This is a genomic window from Mucilaginibacter mali (assembly GCF_013283875.1).
GTDB classification, from domain to species: domain Bacteria; phylum Bacteroidota; class Bacteroidia; order Sphingobacteriales; family Sphingobacteriaceae; genus Mucilaginibacter; species Mucilaginibacter mali.
In genome coordinates this window covers 2,277,413-2,298,376 of the sequence record NZ_CP054139.1, presented here as the reverse complement: position 1 = coordinate 2,298,376, position 20,964 = coordinate 2,277,413, and the positions used below count along the sequence as shown (strand labels likewise).

The following is a 20,964-nucleotide window of genomic DNA, read 5'->3' as shown; positions in this document are numbered from 1 at the left end:
TTATTGATTACGTGGGATTATAAAACCGTTCTTCACTTCGGTCATGCCGATTTTTGGGTAATACTCCATAGCCAGCGGGGCAGATAATAGCAGCAGCATGCTTTCTTCGGTGATTGCCTCTCGGGTAAGGTTAACCAGTTTTTTGCCAATTCCAGCTTTTTTATATTCCTCGCGGATGGCCAGGTCTGACAAATAACAGCAATAGCAAAAATCGGTAAGCGAACGGGCCACGCCCACCAACAGGTCACCATCCCAGGCGGTTACGAACAGGTTAGAGTTATCGTACATCTTTTGGATGCGGGCTTCGTCCTTGGTAGGGCGGTTTAGTCCGGCGCTTTCATACAGGCTGATAACTTGTTGGGCTGTAGGTTTAATTGTGGTGCTGTAGGTGATGTTCATAGGGCAAATGTATCGGATTAAATAAAAAGAGGCTGTCTCAAAAGCGAGGCAGCCTCTTTGTTTTTGAGCGTAATTTTCAGTAACTTAAAGGCATGGGAGGAAAAGTAGTCTTTAAGGAATATGATCCTGACCAGTTAACCTTTTTACCGTATAAACTGGAGGAACTGGTACCGCAGGGTCATCCGGTACGTATTGTATCGAAGGTGGTCGATCAGGTAGATGTTAAACCGATTAACCGCAAGTATAAAGGCGGCGGGGCATCCAGCTTTCATCCGCGGCTGATGCTCAAGCTGCTGATCTACGGTTATCTGACCAACACGTATTCTTCACGGAAGTTGGAAGACCAGGCCGCGCAGAATGTACATTTCATGTGGCTTTTAGGCATGAAAAAGCCTGATCACAATACCATCAACCGTTTCCGGAGCGAGAAGCTGTCGGGTGTTTTAAAGGAGATCTTCTCACAGATCGTATTGTTATTACAGCAGGAAGGTATCGTCTCGCTGAAAGAAGCTGTTTTTACCGATGGTACCAAGATCGAATCGGTAGCGAACAAGTACACTTTTGTATGGGGCAAAAGCATTAAGAACAGCAAGGAGAAGATGAAAGCCCAATTGGATGAACTGTGGAGTTATGCGCAAACCATCGCTGCCGAAGAACTTAAAGACACCGCACCGCTGGAATACAGCGAGATCAACCCGGAAAAAGTAAAAGAAACGATCTCAAAGATCAACGCCGCCCTGGACGATAAGGAAGATGTCGATAAGAAAGTAAGGCAGAAGCTGAACTATGCCAAAAAGCACTGGCCGGAGAACCTGGCCCGGTATGACGAGCAGGAAAAGCTGTTAGGCGGTCGCAACAGCTTTTCGAAGACCGACCCGGGTGCCACCTTCATGCGGATGAAAGAAGACCCTATGCTGAACGGGCAGCTTAAACCCGGATACAATCTGCAGATCTCCACCCAGGAGCAGTTCATCTTGAACTATAGCCTGCACCAAACCACAACCGATTACCAGACCCTTCCATCACACATCGAACAATACGAAACTTTATATCATGCACTTCCAAAAGCGGTAGTGGCCGATGCGGGCTACGGTTCGGACGAGAACTATGGCGTATTACAGCAAAAAGGCATTGAAGCTTATATCAAATACAACACGTTCGACCAGGAACAAAATAAAGGCATCAAAGCATTCGGTAATGACAGTTTGCACTATAATGAACAGGAAGATTACCTGGTATGTCCGATGGGACAACACATGCAGCATATCGGCACCGGGCAGCGGGTCACCACATCCGGCTATGTGCAACTGATCAGCCGCTATCAGGCGCAGAATTGTGAAAACTGCCCCATGCGGGGCGTTTGTCACCAAGCAGCCGGTAACCGCGTGGTGGAGATCAACCACAGCCTTAGAATACACAAGCAGATAGCGAAAGAAAGATTGAATACCGAACAGGGCATCAAATACCGAAAGCGACGGCCCGCAGATGTCGAACCGGTGTTCGCCAACCTGAAGCATAATCACGGCTTCAGGCGATTCCTGCTGAAGGGAATGTCCAAAACCGAGGTCGAAATAGGGTTATTATCCATCGCACATAACCTCAGAAAGTGGAAAGCCTGATAAAAAAGGCTTTTTATCCGATAAAAACACCTGAACCAACTCAAAAAAATCGAAAGCAGGCTGATACAGTCCCGCTTTCCTAATAACTCATCTAAATCGGCATCAACGAAAAAACCGCCTCATAATTGACTTATGAGACGGCCTCTTTTTATTTAATCCGATATCGTCATTCTGAGCGATAGCGAAGAATCTCCAATGAGCAGAGCGGTATGCATAGCCACGGATCCTTCGCTATCGCTCGGGATGACGTGCAAAATTCTTAGGCTTTACTTCACCTTAAAAATATTATTCGCCCGGTTAATATCCGGCAAGGCCGCATCCGGGTCAACGCGTACGCTTTCGGCTTCGGATGTGGTTGGTATGGTGAAGGTGATGGCTTTGGTTTGGATCCAGGTTTCCACCGGCAGTTGGGTACGGTATTTGCCACCATCTTTCAGGATCACTTCTACCCAAAACGGCATTGGCATTTTTTCTTTGTTGGCAATGGTAACCAACAGGCCCTTTTTCGGGTCTTTATCTACGTATTGCGCATCGATAATGGCCAGATCAAGCTTGTAGTTGTTATAGAACCAAGCCTTCCAAAACCACGAAAGGTCTTCGCCGGCGCCACTTTCCATCGATCGGAAGAAGTCATCAGGCTGTGGATGCTTGTAGGCCCATTTGTGAATGTAATTGCGGAAGGCATAATCAAACCTGTCCTTACCCAGGATCTGTTCGCGCAACAGTACTAAACCGAAGGCGGGCTTAAAGTACTCAACCGGGTGGCGGTATTGCCCGGCAACAGCGTCCGCGGCAGTCATAATGGTGGGCGCGTTCGGGTCAACAATAGTTGGGATGATCTCATCGGCAGGATTGCCTTTGTTTGGTGCGTACTCGCCATCGCGTTTGGGGGCGTACTCGCCTTTGTTGAACACATCGCTGGCGTAGATATCGATAAAGGTGTTAAAGCCCTCGTCCATAAAGGCAAAGCGGCGCTCATCCGACCCAACGATCATCGGGAACCAGTTGTGGCCGATCTCATGCGCGATGAGCGAGAATAAGCCCTCGCCCTTTGACGTTAAGCCATCAAACAAAATACCCGGGTACTCCATGCCACCGGCGTGGCCGGCTTCGTTAATGGCAACCGGGTAGGGGTATACGTACCATTTTTGCGAGAAGTACTCTATCGATCCTTTCAGGTATTCGGTTGAGCGCTCCCAGGCGCTTTCTACCGGGTAAACCGACATAGCCAGCGATTTTTTACCACCGGGCAAATTAATGCGCGCGGCATCCCATATATACGCGTTCGATGCGCCAAAGGCCGCATCGCGGGTGTTAAACATTTTAAAGTGCCAGGTAAGCATTGGCTTTGCCGATTGGTGCGACGAATGGTCGCCAGCCTCGGCAGCGGTGCGGATCATCACGGTTTTATCGCTGTTGCGGGCTTGTGCCAGGCGGGCTATTTGCTTTGGTGTCAATACTTCGGTTGGGTTAACCAACTCGCCCGAGCCGGCTACTACAAAGTTTGATGGCAGGGTGACGGTATAATCGATATCGCCGTATTCGCAGTAAAACTCGCCTGTGCCTAAAAATGGCAGGGTGTCCCAGCCGCTGGTATCATCGTAAACGCACATGCGGGGGAACCACTGGGCAATCTCGTAAGTGGTACCATCCTTGGTTTTAAAGTAGCCGGTGCGGTTGCCATTGGCCGGGATGGTGTAATGATACTTGATGAGGATATTGATCTTGCCGCCATTAGGGGCCAGGTCTTTAGGCAGGCGGATCTGCATGCGGGTATCGGTAACAATGTAGCTGGCCTTTTGCACCTTACCGGCAATGGATAGTTCTACCGATTCCAGTTCGTAGCCTTTGGTGTGCTGACCGCCGCCACCGCCGCCTGTTGAAAAGTTAGAGCGGGCATCTTCCCGGTAAGTGTTCTGATCCATTTGCACCCACAGGTAACTCAGCGCGTCGGGACTGTTATTGGTGTAGGTAATATTCTCAACGCCGGTCAGTTTTTTGGCGGTAGTATCTATGGTAGCCTTCAGTACGTAATCAACCCGTTGCTTCCAGTATTTAGGGCCGGGGTCGCCGTTGGCGCTGTGAAACTCGTTGCCCTTATCGGTGTAGTGCAGAGGGGCAAACAGTTCCTTAGGTACATAGTTGGATTTAATGGTATCGTTAGTGTTGGCGCGGCTGCCACCGCGACGCTGCGCATGGGCCGCGATGCCCAAAATCAACAGAAACAAAGTTGGGGTAAGTAAAAATTTAAATTTCATATCGATCAGTTTATGGAAAAGCAATATACAAAGCATCATGGTAAATATAATTTGTCTACCAAAAATGATACAGAGCATCAAAAACATCAGCATCCCCGAACCCTGCAGCCAAAACTGGGATGGGATGACGCCATCGACTGGTGGCAGGCACTGCGCCCATTGCTGCAAAACGGTGACCGATTTTACGGTGATGAGCAATCAGCAGATCATCGATCTGTTATCGAACAGTAATAAAATTTGCGGCCGGTTTGAGCCCTGGCAGGTTGAGCATATAAACCGGGACCTACGCGCGATAAGCAACCGTAAAAGCTTTTGGAAACATTTGGCTTTAATGGCGGGAATTCTCCTGTTATCTAATCAATCAAAATCGCAAACCACAACCAAAAAGCCCGGAACTGAACAAATTGACGAAAAAAAAATACCTGGTGAAATGGCCAGCCAGGATAGCACCCGGTTTAAAACAATAACCGGTACTGTTTTAAGCGTTAGCGATGGCTTGCCACTACCCGGTACTACTATTAAAGTTAGCGGAACAACAATAGGCACAATGGCAAATGAAAATGGAAACTTTACTTTAAAGGTACCTCAATCGGCAACGGAACTGACAATTACATTTATAGGTTTTGAGATGCAAACAGTACGTATTGCTGCTACCGATAGCCAACAGGAGATAAAATTGCTACTAAAAATGAAAGAAATGATGATGGGTGAGGTTATTATAAAACGCCCGCCATTTTTTAAGCGTGTTTACTACCGTTTTGTAAAGCAGCCCGTTAAAAAATATTTAAATAACAGATATTAGTGAGTAACCATGAAGACGCTTAAACAAATCAGCATCCCCGAACCCTGCAGCCAAAACTGGGATGAGATGATGGCCTCGACCGGCGGCAGGCACTGCGCCTATTGCTGCAAAACGGTAACCGACTTTACGGTGATGAGCAATCAGCAGATCATCGATACCATTACCAATAGCATCAATACATGTGGACGCGTAAATTTATGGCAATTGGAAAGTATAAACAGGGAATTGAACACGCCGAAGGAAGCTAAATTTAGCTGGAAGCGCTTCGGATTGGCCGCATCTTTGTTTTTTGCCATCCCCGTTAGCGGTGCTTACGCGCAGCATAAAACAATTAAGCACCGAACTGTCCATCAATCGAAACCGGCAAAACCTATAGTATTTAAAACCATTAACGGAACCATTGTCGACAGCGCCGATAAAGCGCCTTTACCCGGCGTAGTGATCTGTGCAAAAGGAACTACCTTTCATACGGTAACCGGGCCGGATGGAAAATACAGTATTAATGTACCCGAAGGCACCGATTCGCTGATGGTAAGCTTTACCGGATATCATCCGCAACAGGTTTCTGCAATAGTGGCGGGCAATCAAATCATCGACCTGGAATTAACAAGCAGCAGCCGGGCTAACATAGTGGGTTACAAAAGCCATTTGAAGGCCACCGTAACAGGTGGCGCTATTTATACCGTGGTAACAAAGCAGCGACCATCCTTCTTTAGGCGATTGTATGAGCATCTAATTAAACAGCCTACAAAAAAGATTTTCGGTTGATCAACCCAGCAACTCCGCCAAAACCCCTTCTTTAAGCGAATACATCGACATAGCTACCTGGTAGATCTGTAACCTGTCCATCACATAACGGGTTATCAGCGATGCTACAACGATCATATCCACCCGTAAGGGGATGATGCCTTTGGTAGCGGCACGTTCATCATGCGATGAGGAGATGAGCCGGGCGGTCAGCTCTTCAAACTCTTCCGTATTCAACTCCATGCTTTTAATGGCTTTCAGATCAAAGTGGTGACCTTTTTCCAGTTCCATCACCTCGGCAAAGGTTTCGAAAGCGCCTGATGAGCCGATGAGTTTTTGGATGTGCACATCCTTAGCTGCCTCAAAAAGCGGGACGAGTATTTGGTCGAGATACCCCTGCAGCTCGCTTACCGATTCGGCGCTGATGGGGTCTACCTCGTGGTAGCGCTCCATTAGCCGGGCTGCACCTATCTCGAAGCTTTGCTTCCAGCTGATGCCATGATCGTTACAGATAATAAACTCTACGCTACCGCCGCCGATATCGATAATGAGGCTATTATCGCCCGAAAGGCAACCTGAAGCTTTAACACCCCGGTAAATGTATCCGGCCTCGCGTTCGCCATCTATCACCTCTATTTGTATGCCGGTTTGCTGTTTTACCTTTGCTATAAAATCCTTACCGTTTGATGTACTGCGCAGGGCCGATGTAGCTATAGCTTTTACCTGTCCCACATTAAACCTGTCCATATTATCCCTAAACTTCTGCATGGTGTTAATGCCCCGCTCGAAGGCATCGGGCTGGATAATGCCCTTATTAATGCCGCCTTTGCCCAGGCGCACCGGTTCGTACAGGTGTAAAAGTTCTTTAGGGTCGTCGGGGTTGTTTTCGGCAATCAACAGGTGGAAGGTGTTGGTGCCCAGATCCATTACGGCTATAGGTTTGTTCATGCAGGTATAAAACTAAAAAATCCCCGCAAATGTTTTTACAATTTGCGGGGATAATAATTGTTGATATTGTTTTGGGTTTGGTGTGTCTTGATATCTCCCAAACCCTCCCCGAGGGGAAGGGTTTGGGAAGTTTTTTAAGCCTCCCCCTTCGGGGAGATTTAGAAGTGTGTATTACTCTTTATAAAAGAACCATTTTGCCAGTTCCTTATAGCTTGTTTTTTTACCATACATCAGGATACCTACACGGTAAATACGTGCTGCCACCCAAGTAGTGAACAGGAAGCCTACGATCATCATAAAAGCCGACAGCGCAATTTGCCAGGCCGGTGGATCGAAGGGCATGCGCACCATCATTACTACCGGCGCGGTAAATGGTATCATCGAAAGCCATACGGCCAGGGTGCTATTTGGCGCCTGGAATAAATAACTTACCGAAAGTATATAGGTAAATAGCAGGGGGAGCGTGATGGGAAACATAAATTGCTGCGTTTCCGTTTCGCTATCAACCGCCGAACCAACCGCCGCGAACAAGGCGCTGTACAATAAATACCCGGTGAGGAAGTAAAAGATAAAACCTCCCAGTTCTTTTACAACGTTGCTGCTATCAATACCCGAAAAGAATTTAACCACGGGGCTTTGTGGCACTGTTGATTGTGGTGCAACTATCTTTTTCCCGTGTATTTCGGTTTGTGCAGGAACCTTATTTTTAAAGATCACCCCGGTGGCAACAACACTAACTCCTGCCGAAAGTATGATCCACAACATAAATTGGGTAAGGCCAACCATGCCAACACCTATAATTTTCCCCATCATTAATTGGAAAGGCTTTACAGATGATACCACCACTTCAATAATGCGGCTGGTTTTTTCTTCAAGCACACCACGCATTACCTGCGCGCCGTAAATAAACAGCGAAATGTAAACCAATATGGCCCCGGCAATACTCATGGCTAATGCCGCGCCTACGCCCGCGTCCTTCTCGCCGGTTTCGGTTAATTGTTTGGTGTTTACATCTATGTTGCTCCGTATTTTGTGCAGGCTGGCAGTGTCGATGCCCGCTTTAACCATCTGATCGTTTGTGGCTATATCGTTCATCTGATTTTCTATCTGGTTAGATGGTTCCAGGCCGGGCGTTTTTGCAGCGTATACCTGCACTGCGTCTTTTTTGGTATAATCGGCAGCAATGTCGAGCACGTAAAAGGTATTGTGATCTTTTAATTCGGCTTTGGCTTTAACAATATCCTGTTCGCCGGTTACAAATTTAACCTGTTTGGTGTCTTTAAATTTGCCCTTAAAAACTCCGCTTTTATCAATTACGTTTACAACCGACAGTTCCTGCCCGCTTTTATTCACCAGTAATACACCTATTACGGCATACATGATCAGGATAAGTCCGGGCACCAAAAAGGTCATCAGTAAAAAAGATTTCTTTTTTACCCGCACCATGTATTCACGCTGTATAATGAGGAAAACTTTATTCATGGCTTTTATTTTTGGTTTACGTTCATAATAAATACTTCATTCATGCTTGGTATTACTTCCTTGAGCATATTTATCTGCACCTTAGGGATCAGGTACTGTAATACATCGTTTGATGTTTTGCCGTTTAACTGCACGCGGATAGTGTGGCTATCGTAGTTAACAGCTTCGTGTAATACCTCAAATGGCTGGCTGCCGTCTAATACCAATTTATCGCCAGTATATTCAATAAGGTACGTATCGTTACGGTACGAGTTGCGGATATCGCGCACCTTGCCGTCCAATATCTTTTTTGATTTATTGATCAAAGCTATCGCGCTGCACATTTCCTCTACCGATTCCATACGGTGGGTACTGAACAGGATGGTAGAGCCCCGCTTGTTTAATTCTATTATCTCTTCCTTAATTTCCTCGGCATTTACCGGGTCGAAGCCGCTAAAAGGTTCGTCAAGGATGATCAGTTCCGGCTCGTGCAAAATGGTGGCCACAAATTGTGCTTTTTGCTGCATCCCTTTGGATAGTTCTTCCACTTTTTTATTCCACCAGGCCTCTATCTTCAGCTTTTCGAACCAGTATTTCAGGCGCTTTTGCGCTTCGGCACGGCTAAGGCCTTTCAAACGGGCCAGGTAGATCATCTGTTCGCCGATCTCCATCTTTTTGTAAAGGCCGCGTTCCTCGGGCATGTAGCCAATGCGCTCGATATGGCTTTGGTTCAGCTTTTCGCCGTTGAAATAGATCTCGCCGCTATCGGGGGCGGTTATTTGGTTAATGATACGGATAAGGGAGGTTTTACCGGCGCCATTGGGCCCTAAAAGCCCGAAGATCTGCCCGGCCTCTACCTCTAAACTTACATCGCTTAACGCGCGGTGACCGGCGTATTGCTTCACAATATTGCGGATGCTTAACATGTGTGGGGTCAGTTATTTTGATTTTGATGGTTAGATGAAAGTACAACAATTATGTTACAGTTAATTTATGTTCTGATTAAAAAAACAGATTTTTACCATTATGAAATTAAGAGTAGCCCGCCACACCGCCAATTTGCAGTTGCTGACCGATTTTTATACACGCTTGTTAAGTATGCAAGTATTGGGCAGTTTTACCGGGCATGATGGCTACGATGGCGTTTTCCTGGGCTTGCCCGGGGCCGACTGGCACCTTGAGTTTACCGCTACCGATGAAGCTCCTGTACATCAGTCCGATGAAGACGACCTGCTGGTGTTTTACCCGGATACGGCAGAGGATTATCGGCGATTGGCTGAGAGGTTTAAGGATGAGGGTGTGGCAGAAGTCACGGCTAAGAATCCATATTGGAAAGTAAATGGATCAACTTATACCGATCCGGATGGGTATAGGGTAGTAGTGGTGAAAAAATAAAAATATTTAATAGCGTATGAAAAGGGCACACCTACGTCACCAACAATGTTATCGCGAATTATTATCTTGTCATGGTTGATTTATAAGGGCTGATATTATCGGCTTGATGAATCTATGTTGACAGTTATTATACTATCCTGCATTTTACTTTTTCTAAAACGGGCAATAAAACAGCCTAAAACCACTCAAAAGCACCACGATTCACTCCGTATTTTAATTAAATAATATGAGGTGATACCACCATTTCTACTAACTTTGATGCTTAGCATGAAAAAAATACTGGTTGCCAACCGTGGCGAAATAGCTTTAAGGGTAATGCGCTCCGCGCGCGAAATGGGGATAAAAACCGTAGCCGTATACTCGGCCGCCGACAGGGATGCCCTGCATGTGCGCTATGCCGATGAGGCCGTTTTTATAGGTGAAGCGCCCAGTAATCAAAGCTACCTGGTAGGGCAAAAGATCATCGATGCCTGCCGCCAAACCGGCGCCGAAGCTATTCATCCCGGCTATGGCTTCCTTTCAGAAAACCCGGTGTTCGCCCGCCTGGTCAGAGAATCGGGATTGATATTGATCGGCCCATCGCCCGAGGCGATGGAGGTAATGGGTAATAAGCTATCAGCCAAAGCAGCCGCGTTAAAGTATAATATCCCCATGGTGCCCGGCACCGAGGAGGCCATTACCAATGTAGCCGAAGCTAAAAAGCGCGCGGTAGAGGTGGGTTTCCCTATATTAATTAAAGCCGCCGCAGGTGGTGGCGGCAAAGGCATGCGCATAGTAGAGCAAGCCGCCGATTTTGAAGAGCAAATGCAACTGGCCGTATCAGAAGCTACATCGGCCTTTGGCGATGGCTCCGTGTTTATTGAAAGATATGTGTCCTCGCCACGCCACATCGAGATACAGGTTTTAGGTGATACGCATGATAACATCGTACACTTATTTGAAAGAGAATGCTCGGTACAGCGCCGCCATCAAAAGGTAATAGAGGAGGCGCCGTCATCGGTACTGACACCGGAGATACGCCAACAAATGGGAAAATGCGCTGTGGATGTGGCCCGATCGGTTAACTATACCGGCGCGGGCACCGTGGAGTTTATCCTGGATGAGCAGCTAAACTTCTACTTCCTGGAGATGAACACCCGCCTGCAGGTAGAACACCCCGTAACCGAACTGATAACCGGCATAGACCTGGTAAAAGAGCAGATCAGGATTGCGAGGGGAGAGGCCATCAGCTTTAAGCAGGAAGATCTGAATATCATCGGTCACGCGGTTGAACTGCGTGTTTACGCCGAAGACCCGGCTAATAATTTCCTGCCGGATATCGGTACGCTGCAAACCTACGTTACCCCCAAAGGTCCGGGCGTTAGGGTGGACGACGGCTTTGAACAAGGTATGGAGATCCCCATCTATTACGATCCGATGATAGCCAAACTGATCACCTACGGTAAAGACCGTACAGAGGCTATCGAGCGCATGATCAGGGCGATTGATGAGTATACCATAACCGGTATCACCACCACCTTAGGCTTCGGTAAGTTTGTAATGCAGCACCCGGCTTTTACATGCGGCCAGTTTGATACCCACTTTGTAAAAAAGTACTTCGCACCTGAAATGCTGCAAACCGAGGATATTAATGAAGCTTTCATCGCCGCGCTGGTAATGGAGCAATTACTCAATACCAAACAAGGCGTTAAGGCCGCACCAGCAGCTGTTGCCGAGACATCAAACTGGGTGAAAAACCGCCGCAGCTACTAATTATAGCGCTGCCGGCTTTTGCCAGAAATAAGTTGGGTTAGTAGTTGCAAACCTGTTCGATTCCTTTACCGAGCCGCCCGAAATATGCAGCGTGGTAAAACTGCCCGGATACAGGTTAATATATTGAATAGGGGCCTTCCCGGTTTTTGCGGTTTCGATATCCCACTCGCTTTTTGCAGCGCATTGCAGCCAGTAAAGGTTTTTAGACATGTAGTAGCCCAGGTAGTAATCTTTGGTTTGCTTGTTTTGATTGTTCCAATTGGCATCATCGTTTAAAACCAATTCCTTAGTGCCTGAGCGAACCAGGCGCTCACGAACTTCCTCAATGTTCAGCAGGTTGCCTTTGGTATCGGTAACGTAAGCGTTAAAAGTTGGATCCATCCAAAGCCATTTGTTCAGCGTTTTAGACCATACCACGGTAATTACATGGCAATCGTTATCCAACGTATCCTTTGGCATACAGGTAACTACGCGGGTTTGAAAACCCTCTGCCTGGTAGGCATCGCGCAAAATGGTGGCCATCATTCGGCAGTTAACACCACGGTTCTCTTTCTTACAAACGGCGATCAGGTCGATAGCGTTTCTTGACAGCGGGTTGCTGGAACTACCATCATGCTTTACCTGGTTATGCGCCCAGTATAGCAGGTTTTTAAACTTGCTGATCTCATCCTTATTACCCGCAACCGAATCTAAATTGAAGGTATTCTTCAATTTAACCAGTTCGGGCGTGTTGGCTGATTGATAGCTGAATGCCGGCGCGTTGGCTGCTTTTTCCTTTTTATAAGCTCCTGATTTTTGCAATACATAGCCCATATCGCCTTTTTCGCGCATGGCTTGTACAACGGTGAGGTATCTTTTTTCCTGGTGCAGGTTGTTCAGGTCGGTATCGGTTATGGTGTGGGCGTAATCGTTATAGCCCAAGGCCTGGCATTTTTCAAAGGCGGTTAGCGCGTTCTCCTTATGGCCTAATAATGATTCGTAACAGGCCAGGTTATAGTAGATGTTTCCCCGGTAGCCCTTATATTTCAGTTTTACCGCGTCCGGTGAGTTGTCGTATTTATCTATCCAGCTTAATAAAACCTTGTCGGCAGTTGTATAATCCTGCTTCTGACTTGCGGCATATCGTTCAGCCTCAACTTTGGCGTTGAAGATCCCAAATTCATCGGTTGGTTGCTGCTGTTGAGCATAAGTTGTACCAACTGCCACGCAGAAAACACATAATAAGGCCAGCTTTTTCATGATAATAGTTTTTTACAAAATGCTTTATAGAATCAAAATGTTGCAGTGATTATGAAAAATATTTTAGCTATTCGCTTTCAGCAATTTCGCGAGTTCATCTATCAGGGCCATCTGCGCCGGATTTATCTTTTCCATTGCCGCCGGCACATCAAACCATCCGGCCTGATCGATCTCCGGCACCTGTATCATCTTACCCGATCTGGGCGGCCATTCCAGTTCAAATGTATTGCTTTGGATACTATTTTCGTCAACCTCAGCGGCTACAGCCCAGGCATAAACCGTTTTGCCGCTTTTGAGTTTGACGGGCTTCAGCTCAATAAAATCGCCAGCAATGCTTTGACCGGTTTCTTCTTCAAATTCGCGACGGGCAGCGGAAAGCGGTTCTTCATTATCATTAAACTCGCCTTTGGGAATAGACCATGCCCCGGCATCCTTATTTTTCCAAAATGGGCCGCCTGGATGTACGAGGAAAACTTCTAAAACATCATCATTTACCCGGTAAGCTAATATGCCCGCGCTTTGCTTTGCCATTTTGTAAATCTATCATTTTACAATCTAATCACTAATCTCTTACCGCTAATATCTAACTTCGCCCTATGTTTACCGGAATAATTGAAACCTTAGGCCATGTAACCGATCTGAAGCAAGATCAGGGCAATCTGCATATTACCGTATCGTCGACTATATCACACGAATTAAAGATCGATCAATCTGTAGCCCACAACGGTGTTTGCCTTACCGTAGTAGCCATTGCCGATGGCGGCCATACCGTAACCGCAATTGAAGAAACGCTGAATAAAACTAATATCGGCCATTTTAAAATGGGCGATTTGGTAAACCTGGAGCGCTGCATGCAAATGAATGCCCGGTTAGATGGGCACATCGTACAAGGCCATGTGGATCAAACCGCGGAATGCGTTGGCTTTAAAGAATTGGATGGTAGTTGGGAATATACCTTTGCGTATGATGCTGCTAAAGGCAATGTAACGGTTGAGAAAGGCTCGATATGCGTGAACGGTATCAGCCTGACGGTGGTAAACTCAAGGGATAACAGCTTTTCGGTAGCCATTATCCCTTACACCTTCGAGCATACCAATTTGCAGAACGTTTGCGTTGGCGATACCGTGAACCTGGAGTTTGATATTATTGGGAAGTATGTTGCCCGCTTGATGCAGCGGTAGTTTTATTTTGCAACTGCCCGATGCGACTTTGGGTGTAATTAATAAAGTTTTGCTGCGACTTTGATGGCTTTGCATCTAAAAATTTCTTATAGTATTTAATAGCGCTTGCCGTATCTTTTAGCTGGGCGTCAAATATATTGGCCAGCATATAAATGTTCATTGGGTTGCCATTATCCGGTATCATTTTCTGATAGCTTGCCACCGCCATTTTGTAGTATTTGGCCGCGGTTACCTTATCGTTTAATTTGGTGGCGTACAGATCAGCAAGTGCTGTGTATATAGCCGGGTCTTCTCTAAATTGTAAGCCTTTTTGATATGCCAGTACCGCCTTCTTGCTTTGATCCATCTTTTCGTTATTGTCGGCTATCTCACCGTAATAAGCTGATGCATTACCGGTTATACCTTGTTTTAACGCGCTGTTTAACCAAACTATGGATGATTTATAATCCTTTAAGCCCTTATAACACTGCGAAGCATAGTAATCGCTAAATTCAGTCTGATCCCGGTCATCCATACCTGCTAACACTTCAGCACCACAGGCGTAGTTTTTTAAATTGTAGTACGATACGCCTAACTTATACATCACCTGCCCATCGGCGGCGTCAAGGGAAATCAGTTTTTTGCAGGCATCAACCGTTTCCTGCCATTTTTTCTCCTTAAAAGTAAGCGTGGCCATGTTGATCAGGATATAGATATTATCCGGATCACTCTCTGATGCTTTATTTAATACCGCCAGTGCCAGGTCGAACTTTTTTTGCGCCATGTACAGCGTGCTCAAATCAACAGCCACATCTACATCAAAAAAGTTTAGCTTATTGGCTTTTTGCAGGTAACTAAGGGTAGCAGTAGTATCCTTTTTATTCGACGCGATGGCCGCCAGCTTGGTATAAACCGAAAAGTTAGTGGTGTCCTGCAAAAGGATGCGTTTAAAATAAACTTCAGCCTTCGGCATATTCCCGCGCCTCAAATTAATGTTACCTATGCTGAACAAAGCGCCTTCGTTAGTGGTATCTATATTATAGATACGCTCATAATAGGCTTGGGCCTCCGGCAGCTTGTTGGCCATGTTGGTGGTGTAGGCCAGTTTAGCCAGAATCTTGATATCGGTAACAGGCTCGGGGAAGGTTTTCTTCAGATAATCGGCGGCATCCTGGTAGCGCTGGGCCTGGTAGTATTCTAACAATAGCGCGTCGTCGGCCCTGGTGGCCTGCTGTGCAAATGTAACCGAAAACAATAAGGCAAATACTAAAGTGAGTAGGGTAGTTTTCATAGTCAGTTAATATTTAACTAAAGTATTAGTTTGTAGTCAAACATCCAAATTTTTAAACAAATTATTGTTTTTGGCTGTTGGACTATTATTAATTCACCATAAACTATTAAACAAAATGGATACTTTGAAGAAGTTTGCCCTGATGGAAAAGATAGTCCACGAGTTAGAGGATCTGAAAAACAGCCAGCAGGCCATCATACAAAAACTAACAAAGATAGAGGTTGATAATATTGACCTGGGCGATAGGCGCCTGGAAAAAGATCTGCCCGATATGCATCAGCGTGTATCGGATAATTTGGATACCATTGCCGGTATCTTAGAAGACTTCGCCGTTAAAACCGACAAATTTAGCAGCAGTAACAATGTTGCCGCGCTGAAGGAGCAGGAAGCGATGGGTAAGTAGCCCAGGAGTTTAGATTCAAGACTTGAAGAGTCAGGAATCAGGACTGGAATGCGAAAGCCGCTCAATTTTGACCGGCTTTCGCATTTATAGTCTTGTCTCTTGAATCTATATTCTTGATTCTATCTTATCGTCCCTCATTCTGGCGTTCTACCATCCAGCCGGGATATTCCTTTGGCAGCGCACTTACTTCGTTAATTCGCTTTAGTTCATCTGTCGAAAGCTCAACTTCTGTGGATTTGATGTTATCCAGCAATTGGGCCGTGTTTTTAGCGCCAATGATGGTGCTGGTAATTCCCTGCTGATGCCTTACCCATGCCAGGGCAATTTGTGCCGCCGATGTATTGTGCGCCTTGCCTATTTCGGCAATCACATCAATAATATCGTAAGCTTTATCCTTATTAACAGGAGGGAAGTCGAACACGTCGCGGCGCGAGTCGCCTGCTTTTTCGGTATCGCGGGTATACTTGCCTGATAGAAAGCCTCCGGCCAGCGGGCTCCAAGGCATTACGCCAATGCTTTGATCAATGGCCAAGGGCAATACCTCACGCTCGATATCGCGCCCTGCCAGCGAGTAGTAATACTGCATGCCTACAAACTTATGCCAGCCGTTCTTTTCGGCAATGCCATTGGCTTGCATCACCATCCAGGCCGGCCAGTTGCAAACGGCTACGTAACGTACCTTTCCGGTCATTACGATATCGTTTAGCGAACGCATGATCTCTTCAACTGGTGTGCGCTTGTCAACGCCGTGCACATACAGCACGTCGATATGATCAAGCTGCAAGCGCTTTAAACTCAGGTCTACCGAATTGAAGATATGGAAGCGCGACAGGCCGATATCGTTCTTCCCCTCGCTCATTTTACCGCGCACCTTGGTGGCAATAACCAACTCATCGCGGTTTAGGCCAAGGGTTTTTATCGATTGTCCCAACAGGCTTTCTGAAAGCCCGAATGAGTAAACGTTAGCGGTATCGATAAAGTTAATACCAGAATCTACAACGGTTTTGATCAGGTCGTTGGCCTCATCCTGCTGTATTTTGCCGATGGCGCCCCACATACCCTCGCTGCCGCCAAAAGTCATGGTGCCAAAACATAATTCGGACACTAACAGCCCGGTGTTACCTAAAAAGTTGTATTTCATAGAATTTTAGTTGATGTAAATATGAAGTTGGGTGTTTTAAGATTAATAATGGTCAATAAAAGGTAAAACTTGAGGCATTAGGGGCAATTTAACCACAAAGTACACTAAGGTTTTCACAAAGTTCACAAAGGCTCATTACACTTTATAAAAGCTTTGTGAACTTTGTGCTTCCTCTCTTTGTGGGCTTTGTGGTTAAATTGCCACTAACAATAAAACCTTAAACACCCAATTATTGTTCATCAACAATATGAACCGCCTGTTAAAAAAACTTGAGAAGATAGGCCGCGACCCTAAAGTAACCGCTAAAGCCGTTGGCCTTTGTTATTGTGCCGACAGCACACCGGGCTACACCCGTAAAAAACTAGGCAGTGGTTTTGCCTTTTACGATGCTGATGGTAAGCTGGTTAAGGACAAGGAGTTGGTCAACCGGTTCAAAAAGCTGGTGATCCCGCCAGCTTATACCAATGTTTGGATCTCGGCGAAAGAGAATTGCCACCTGCAATTTACCGGCACAGATGCCGCCGGGCGTAAGCAATACCGCTACCATCCGCATTGGAACCAGATCCGCAACCAATCTAAATATCACCGCCTGCAAAGCTTCGCGGCTGCTTTGCCGGCCATCAGGCAGCAGGTAGATAAAGACCTGAACCGGCATAATCTGGATCATGAAAAAGTGGTGGCACTCATTGTGCGACTGATGGAACTGACCAGCATCAGGGTAGGGAACGAATCGTATAAAAAACTGTATGGCTCATTCGGTTTAACTACGCTGATGAATAAGCACGTAAAAGTTGATGGGGCTAAGATCAATTTTGAGTTTAAGGGCAAAAAAGGCGTTTTCCATAAAGTGAGCCTGCAAAGCCGCAAAATGGCCCGGCTGGTGAAGCAGTGCCGTGATATCCCCGGCAAGGAGTTGTTTCAGTATTATAATGCCGATGGCGAGCGCTGTTCGGTTGGATCGGGCGACGTGAATAATTATTTAAAGGAGATAACAGGGGAGGACTATACCGCCAAGGATTTCCGTACCTGGGCCGGCAGTGTGAGCGCGCTGTATGCCTTTAAGGAGGCCGGCGAATTTGATACCGTATCCGAATGTAAAAAGAAGATCGTCAGCGTGCTTGATGAGGTGGCGCTTAACCTGGGTAATACGCGCACGGTTTGCAAAAAATACTACGTGCATCCAACGGTAATAAAAACTTATGAGGAGGGACACCTGTTCAGGTATCTTGAAGCGATTGATGGGCACCAGGATATTAAGGCAGCCGAACTGAATACCGCCGAAAAGGCATTACTACACCTGCTTGAAACAGAAAAACTGGCCGAAGCCAGTTGATCTAACTATTTAACTGAACATGAAACTCAAATGGATTCAGATAGGTAATCATCCGCTATCTTGTTTTCGTTGCTTTAACCTGCTTTGGCTTTTTGATGAAAGGCGATGATCTCATTTATGCCAGGTTTCAGATGGCTATCGTAAATGCTTTGGGGATAATGTTTATTGAAATCGGTATATAGCTCAACCAGTTCTGGCTCGTACTTTTTCATATTAATAAACCGGCTTAGGAAGCGGGCCAACTGGTACTCTCTTGCCGGTTCGGGCAGGTTATCGGCGTATTTGTGGTACCAGTCTACCAGGTAATCGTTGGATTTACGAATATCGAAACGCTTAACTGTATTGGTGATCTTGCGGTAGTACGATGTTTTATAGTAACCAGCGTACTGATCGGCATAATCGTAAAAACTGGTATTAGCCAAGGCCCTTGGATCTGTTAAGCTATGCGCCTTAAACAAGTTTGGCCAGGCATCGGTAAACTCTTTGTGATCGTTTTTGGTAAAGATGATAGATGCCAGCACGGAGGCATAATAATAGGCGCCCTCGTTTACGGCGAACTGGTAAAAGGTATCGTTTATCTTTTTTTGCTTCAGCAATGTGGTGTATTGTTCACGCTCGGCTGTTTCATCGTTATTAATGCTGGCTTGCACGTTTGCGAATATGCTATCTTTAGCTATATAAGCGTCGCCTTTGCTTTGATAATCAGCGTGCTGGAGTTTGTTTAACAGGTATTGTCCCTCCGCATTATCGCCTGTAAACGTGAATGGCTGTTGCGCGTACTGATCTTCAAAGGTAATGGTGTAGCTCTTTTGAGGCTCGATGAAAAAAAGGTAACTTTTGCCGTAATAAACCTGTATGCAACCGGGAACTGTAGCGTTGTTAACAATCTTCTGAGGGCTGCCGGTGCTTAAATTATAAACCTGTTGCACCGGGAAGGCTGTACCGCCAACCGGCATGGCTATCCGCAGGCGCTTAGTGCTATCCGCATCTCTTGTTTTAAAGGTAATGGTATAATTTTGCGCGCCGACTGTGTCCGTTACAAGGCATAGCAATCCCATCAAATATCCTTTCATCAGATTTTTGGCTTGTTTTAGGTTGAAAAATTAAGCTTTACCGCTATTTTTTAGTGGTTACGATCAGTACGCCCTTTTTGCCTTTATCGCCATATTTGGCAATAGCGGCCGCATCCTTTAATACAGTCACACTTTCCAAATCACCGGCTGATACTTTTTTGAATTGCTTTTGGGTAATTTCCTTGCCGTTCAAAATAATCAGCAATTCCGAAAGTTTATCAATAGTAACAGGCGCTGTGCTAAAAGCAAAGGCGTTTCCAGGTTTTAGCTGTGCCGACCTTGTTGATATACCAACCACATTCCTCACAGTTACCGAATCGAGGCTGTTTTTACCATCGGCCTTTTTTAAACTATATATCTGCGTACCACCCACCGTCCGGGCGCCAGTTTTAGAGGCGATCATCAGCGCTTTTATCGAGTCGCCTTTAACCTGCACATTATGTACATCCGATGCCGGTACGTCCTTACCGTTCAGGCGCACTTTGGTGATATTTCGCGATGAGTAACCGGTTACGATCACTTCCTCGTTTGGCTTGCCGTCTATCATCAGCCCTTCAACGGGTTTAGTTAAACTTATGGCGTTAATCCTGCCTTTAATGTTTACCGGCGTAGTGTCTATTAATATATGTCCGTCTATCAAGAAATGTCCGGTTACATCTTTATCTTCATGTCCTTTGGTAACAATCCGTATAACACCATGCGGCGCGCTGGTCGAATTTTTAATTACATTAATATTAGAAATGCTTTCGGAGTTTATACTACTTAAAGCATCGGGGCTCATCTTAACTCCATCTAAATAAATATCCGGTTGCTCGTCGCTATTGCCACCCTTGAGTTTAAGGGTTATTTTTCTGCCAGTGTCGGCAAAAAGTGTACGTTCGGTTGCTTTTACAGGTGTAGTGTCCGAGTCGAAACGTATGGTGCTTACTGCGCTTAATACCGGCGATGGCTCGCGGGTAACTGCCGCGGTGTTTTCTTCATTACCGGGTAGCAGGTCTATCTTGGTGATTACCGTTTTAAAAGTGCGCATCATATGCGCGCTGGTGGTCTTTACCGCTTTGTTCAGTTCAGCTTTCGATACCGAAAATACTAATAATAACATCATTACGGCAGGTATCAAAAACAGGTACCGGGTAATGTTTACGTTCGAAGATCTTTTAGCGTTCATCATGATAATGCGTTTTTTAATGGTGGAGATGTTGAAATGGTTCACTATCGCGTTACCCTGCGCGCCGAAGTTTACGTTCAGCAGGCTGTATTGATAAGCTTTGCAATCGACACCTTTTTGTAATATTTTATTATCGGTTATAAACTCAATATTCTCGCGGATGGCCCTTTTCATTAACCATACACCGGGGTTAAACCAATAAAATATCGCGCTGATCTCGCCCAGCAGTATATCCAGCGTGTGCCATTGGCTTACATGGATGTGCTCATGTTCCAGTATGGCATCCAACTCGCGCGGATCGTGATTATCCGGGTTGATATAAATGCTTTGCCAAAACGAGAATGGGTTGATATTACCCCTGATCACCCTGATAACATAGTGGTGCAATTGCGCCGGTTCCGAGCGTTTATGCAGGCGATACAGCGAAAGCAATTGCATCCCCAGCCTGATAGCGAACAGGATAACACCCGTCCAAAAAGCGGCCTGCAGCCAAAACCAAACATCGCGGCCCAAAAATGTTTTGGTTATAGATTTAACCGGTTCCTGCCAGTTGACGATGACAACCTGTATCGGGCGCGAGATCTCCTCGTGACGGTTCAGAAAATCCGACAGGTTGACGCTGGGATACAGCGTTGAAAAAACAATAGCCGTTACCAGGTATATCCTGTTGAGGTTATAAAAGGTAAGGTGGCGCAGTACAGCGTAATACCCGGCGCAAAAAATGAGCAGGGCTACATTCACTTTTATCAGGTAAATAAACAAGGCCGGCATAGCG

General features: G+C 46.1%; 19 protein-coding genes. 8 read left to right on the top strand and 11 right to left on the bottom strand.

Annotated elements, in window-relative coordinates; all coding sequences use genetic code 11:
* Positions 1-399, bottom strand: coding sequence for a GNAT family N-acetyltransferase (locus tag HQ865_RS09685; RefSeq protein WP_173414706.1), 399 nt, complete (start codon positions 397-399; stop codon positions 1-3).
* Between the two features lie 92 nt (positions 400-491).
* Between HQ865_RS09685 and HQ865_RS09680 the strand changes: the two genes are divergently transcribed.
* Positions 492-2,018 (top strand): IS1182 family transposase, encoded by a 1,527-nt coding sequence (locus tag HQ865_RS09680; RefSeq protein WP_173414705.1) that lies wholly within the window; start codon positions 492-494, stop codon positions 2,016-2,018.
* A 266-nt stretch (positions 2,019-2,284) separates the two neighbouring features.
* Here the strand turns inward: HQ865_RS09680 and HQ865_RS09675 are convergent, their stop codons facing one another.
* Positions 2,285-4,276, bottom strand: coding sequence for a M1 family metallopeptidase (locus tag HQ865_RS09675; RefSeq protein WP_173414704.1), 1,992 nt, complete (start codon positions 4,274-4,276; stop codon positions 2,285-2,287).
* Positions 4,277-4,340: 64 nt separating this feature from the next.
* Between HQ865_RS09675 and HQ865_RS09670 the strand changes: the two genes are divergently transcribed.
* Positions 4,341-5,078 (top strand): carboxypeptidase-like regulatory domain-containing protein, encoded by a 738-nt coding sequence (locus HQ865_RS09670; protein ID WP_173414703.1) that lies wholly within the window; start codon positions 4,341-4,343, stop codon positions 5,076-5,078.
* A gap of 9 nt (positions 5,079-5,087) precedes the next feature.
* Positions 5,088-5,846 carry a carboxypeptidase-like regulatory domain-containing protein gene (locus tag HQ865_RS09665; RefSeq protein ID WP_173414702.1) on the top strand — a complete coding sequence of 253 codons (759 nt, stop codon included), beginning with the start codon at positions 5,088-5,090 and terminating at the stop codon, positions 5,844-5,846.
* Here the strand turns inward: HQ865_RS09665 and HQ865_RS09660 are convergent, their stop codons facing one another.
* From HQ865_RS09660 to HQ865_RS09650, 3 genes are all read right to left on the bottom strand, one after another.
* The gene (locus HQ865_RS09660; RefSeq protein ID WP_173414701.1) at positions 5,847-6,773 is read right to left on the bottom strand and encodes a Ppx/GppA phosphatase family protein; all 927 of its coding nucleotides are present in this window, start codon (positions 6,771-6,773) and stop codon (positions 5,847-5,849) included.
* A 171-nt stretch (positions 6,774-6,944) separates the two neighbouring features.
* Complete coding sequence (locus HQ865_RS09655) at positions 6,945-8,255, bottom strand: ABC transporter permease (protein ID WP_173414700.1); 1,311 nt, start codon at positions 8,253-8,255, stop codon at positions 6,945-6,947.
* A gap of 5 nt (positions 8,256-8,260) precedes the next feature.
* Positions 8,261-9,160 (bottom strand): ABC transporter ATP-binding protein, encoded by a 900-nt coding sequence (locus HQ865_RS09650; RefSeq protein ID WP_173414699.1) that lies wholly within the window; start codon positions 9,158-9,160, stop codon positions 8,261-8,263.
* Between the two features lie 100 nt (positions 9,161-9,260).
* On the opposite strand from HQ865_RS09650, the gene HQ865_RS09645 reads away from it, so the two are divergent.
* Both HQ865_RS09645 and accC read left to right on the top strand, forming a co-directional pair.
* Positions 9,261-9,629 carry a VOC family protein gene (locus HQ865_RS09645; protein ID WP_173414698.1) on the top strand — a complete coding sequence of 123 codons (369 nt, stop codon included), beginning with the start codon at positions 9,261-9,263 and terminating at the stop codon, positions 9,627-9,629.
* Positions 9,630-9,896: 267 nt separating this feature from the next.
* Positions 9,897-11,381, top strand: coding sequence for an acetyl-CoA carboxylase biotin carboxylase subunit (gene accC, locus HQ865_RS09640; protein WP_202020465.1), 1,485 nt, complete (start codon positions 9,897-9,899; stop codon positions 11,379-11,381).
* Here the strand turns inward: accC and HQ865_RS09635 are convergent, their stop codons facing one another.
* Together HQ865_RS09635 and HQ865_RS09630 are read right to left on the bottom strand one after the other, a co-directional pair.
* Complete coding sequence (locus tag HQ865_RS09635; protein ID WP_173414696.1) at positions 11,382-12,620, bottom strand: TPR end-of-group domain-containing protein; 1,239 nt, start codon at positions 12,618-12,620, stop codon at positions 11,382-11,384.
* A gap of 63 nt (positions 12,621-12,683) precedes the next feature.
* Positions 12,684-13,151, bottom strand: a complete 468-nt coding sequence (locus tag HQ865_RS09630) for an NUDIX domain-containing protein (RefSeq protein ID WP_173414695.1) — start codon at positions 13,149-13,151, stop codon at positions 12,684-12,686.
* Positions 13,152-13,216: 65 nt separating this feature from the next.
* Here HQ865_RS09630 and HQ865_RS09625 point away from each other — a divergent pair, with 65 nt between their 5' ends.
* Entirely contained in the window at positions 13,217-13,801 is a 585-nt protein-coding gene (locus HQ865_RS09625; RefSeq protein ID WP_173414694.1) for a riboflavin synthase, read from the top strand.
* Here HQ865_RS09625 and HQ865_RS09620 read toward each other — a convergent pair.
* A complete protein-coding gene (locus tag HQ865_RS09620; protein WP_173414693.1) occupies positions 13,764-15,071 on the bottom strand; it encodes a tetratricopeptide repeat protein in 1,308 nt (435 codons plus the stop codon). The genes HQ865_RS09625 and HQ865_RS09620 overlap by 38 nt on opposite strands.
* Before the next feature lie 115 nt (positions 15,072-15,186).
* Here HQ865_RS09620 and HQ865_RS09615 point away from each other — a divergent pair, with 115 nt between their 5' ends.
* On the top strand, positions 15,187-15,474 hold the full coding sequence (locus HQ865_RS09615; protein ID WP_173414692.1) for a hypothetical protein: 288 nt from the start codon (positions 15,187-15,189) through the stop codon (positions 15,472-15,474).
* Positions 15,475-15,598: 124 nt separating this feature from the next.
* Here HQ865_RS09615 and HQ865_RS09610 read toward each other — a convergent pair whose 3' ends face one another.
* Entirely contained in the window at positions 15,599-16,615 is a 1,017-nt protein-coding gene (locus tag HQ865_RS09610; RefSeq protein ID WP_173414691.1) for an aldo/keto reductase, read from the bottom strand.
* 247 nt (positions 16,616-16,862) lie between these two features.
* Here HQ865_RS09610 and HQ865_RS09605 point away from each other — a divergent pair, with 247 nt between their 5' ends.
* Positions 16,863-17,948, top strand: coding sequence for a DNA topoisomerase IB (locus tag HQ865_RS09605; RefSeq protein ID WP_173414690.1), 1,086 nt, complete (start codon positions 16,863-16,865; stop codon positions 17,946-17,948).
* A gap of 74 nt (positions 17,949-18,022) precedes the next feature.
* On the opposite strand, the gene HQ865_RS09600 is transcribed toward HQ865_RS09605, so the two are convergent.
* Positions 18,023-19,021, bottom strand: a complete 999-nt coding sequence (locus HQ865_RS09600; RefSeq protein ID WP_173414689.1) for a hypothetical protein — start codon at positions 19,019-19,021, stop codon at positions 18,023-18,025.
* A gap of 43 nt (positions 19,022-19,064) precedes the next feature.
* Positions 19,065-20,960: a M56 family metallopeptidase gene (locus HQ865_RS09595; RefSeq protein ID WP_173414688.1), complete on the bottom strand. Its 1,896-nt coding sequence runs from the start codon at positions 20,958-20,960 to the stop codon at positions 19,065-19,067.
* Between the last annotated feature and the right edge of the window lie 4 nt (positions 20,961-20,964).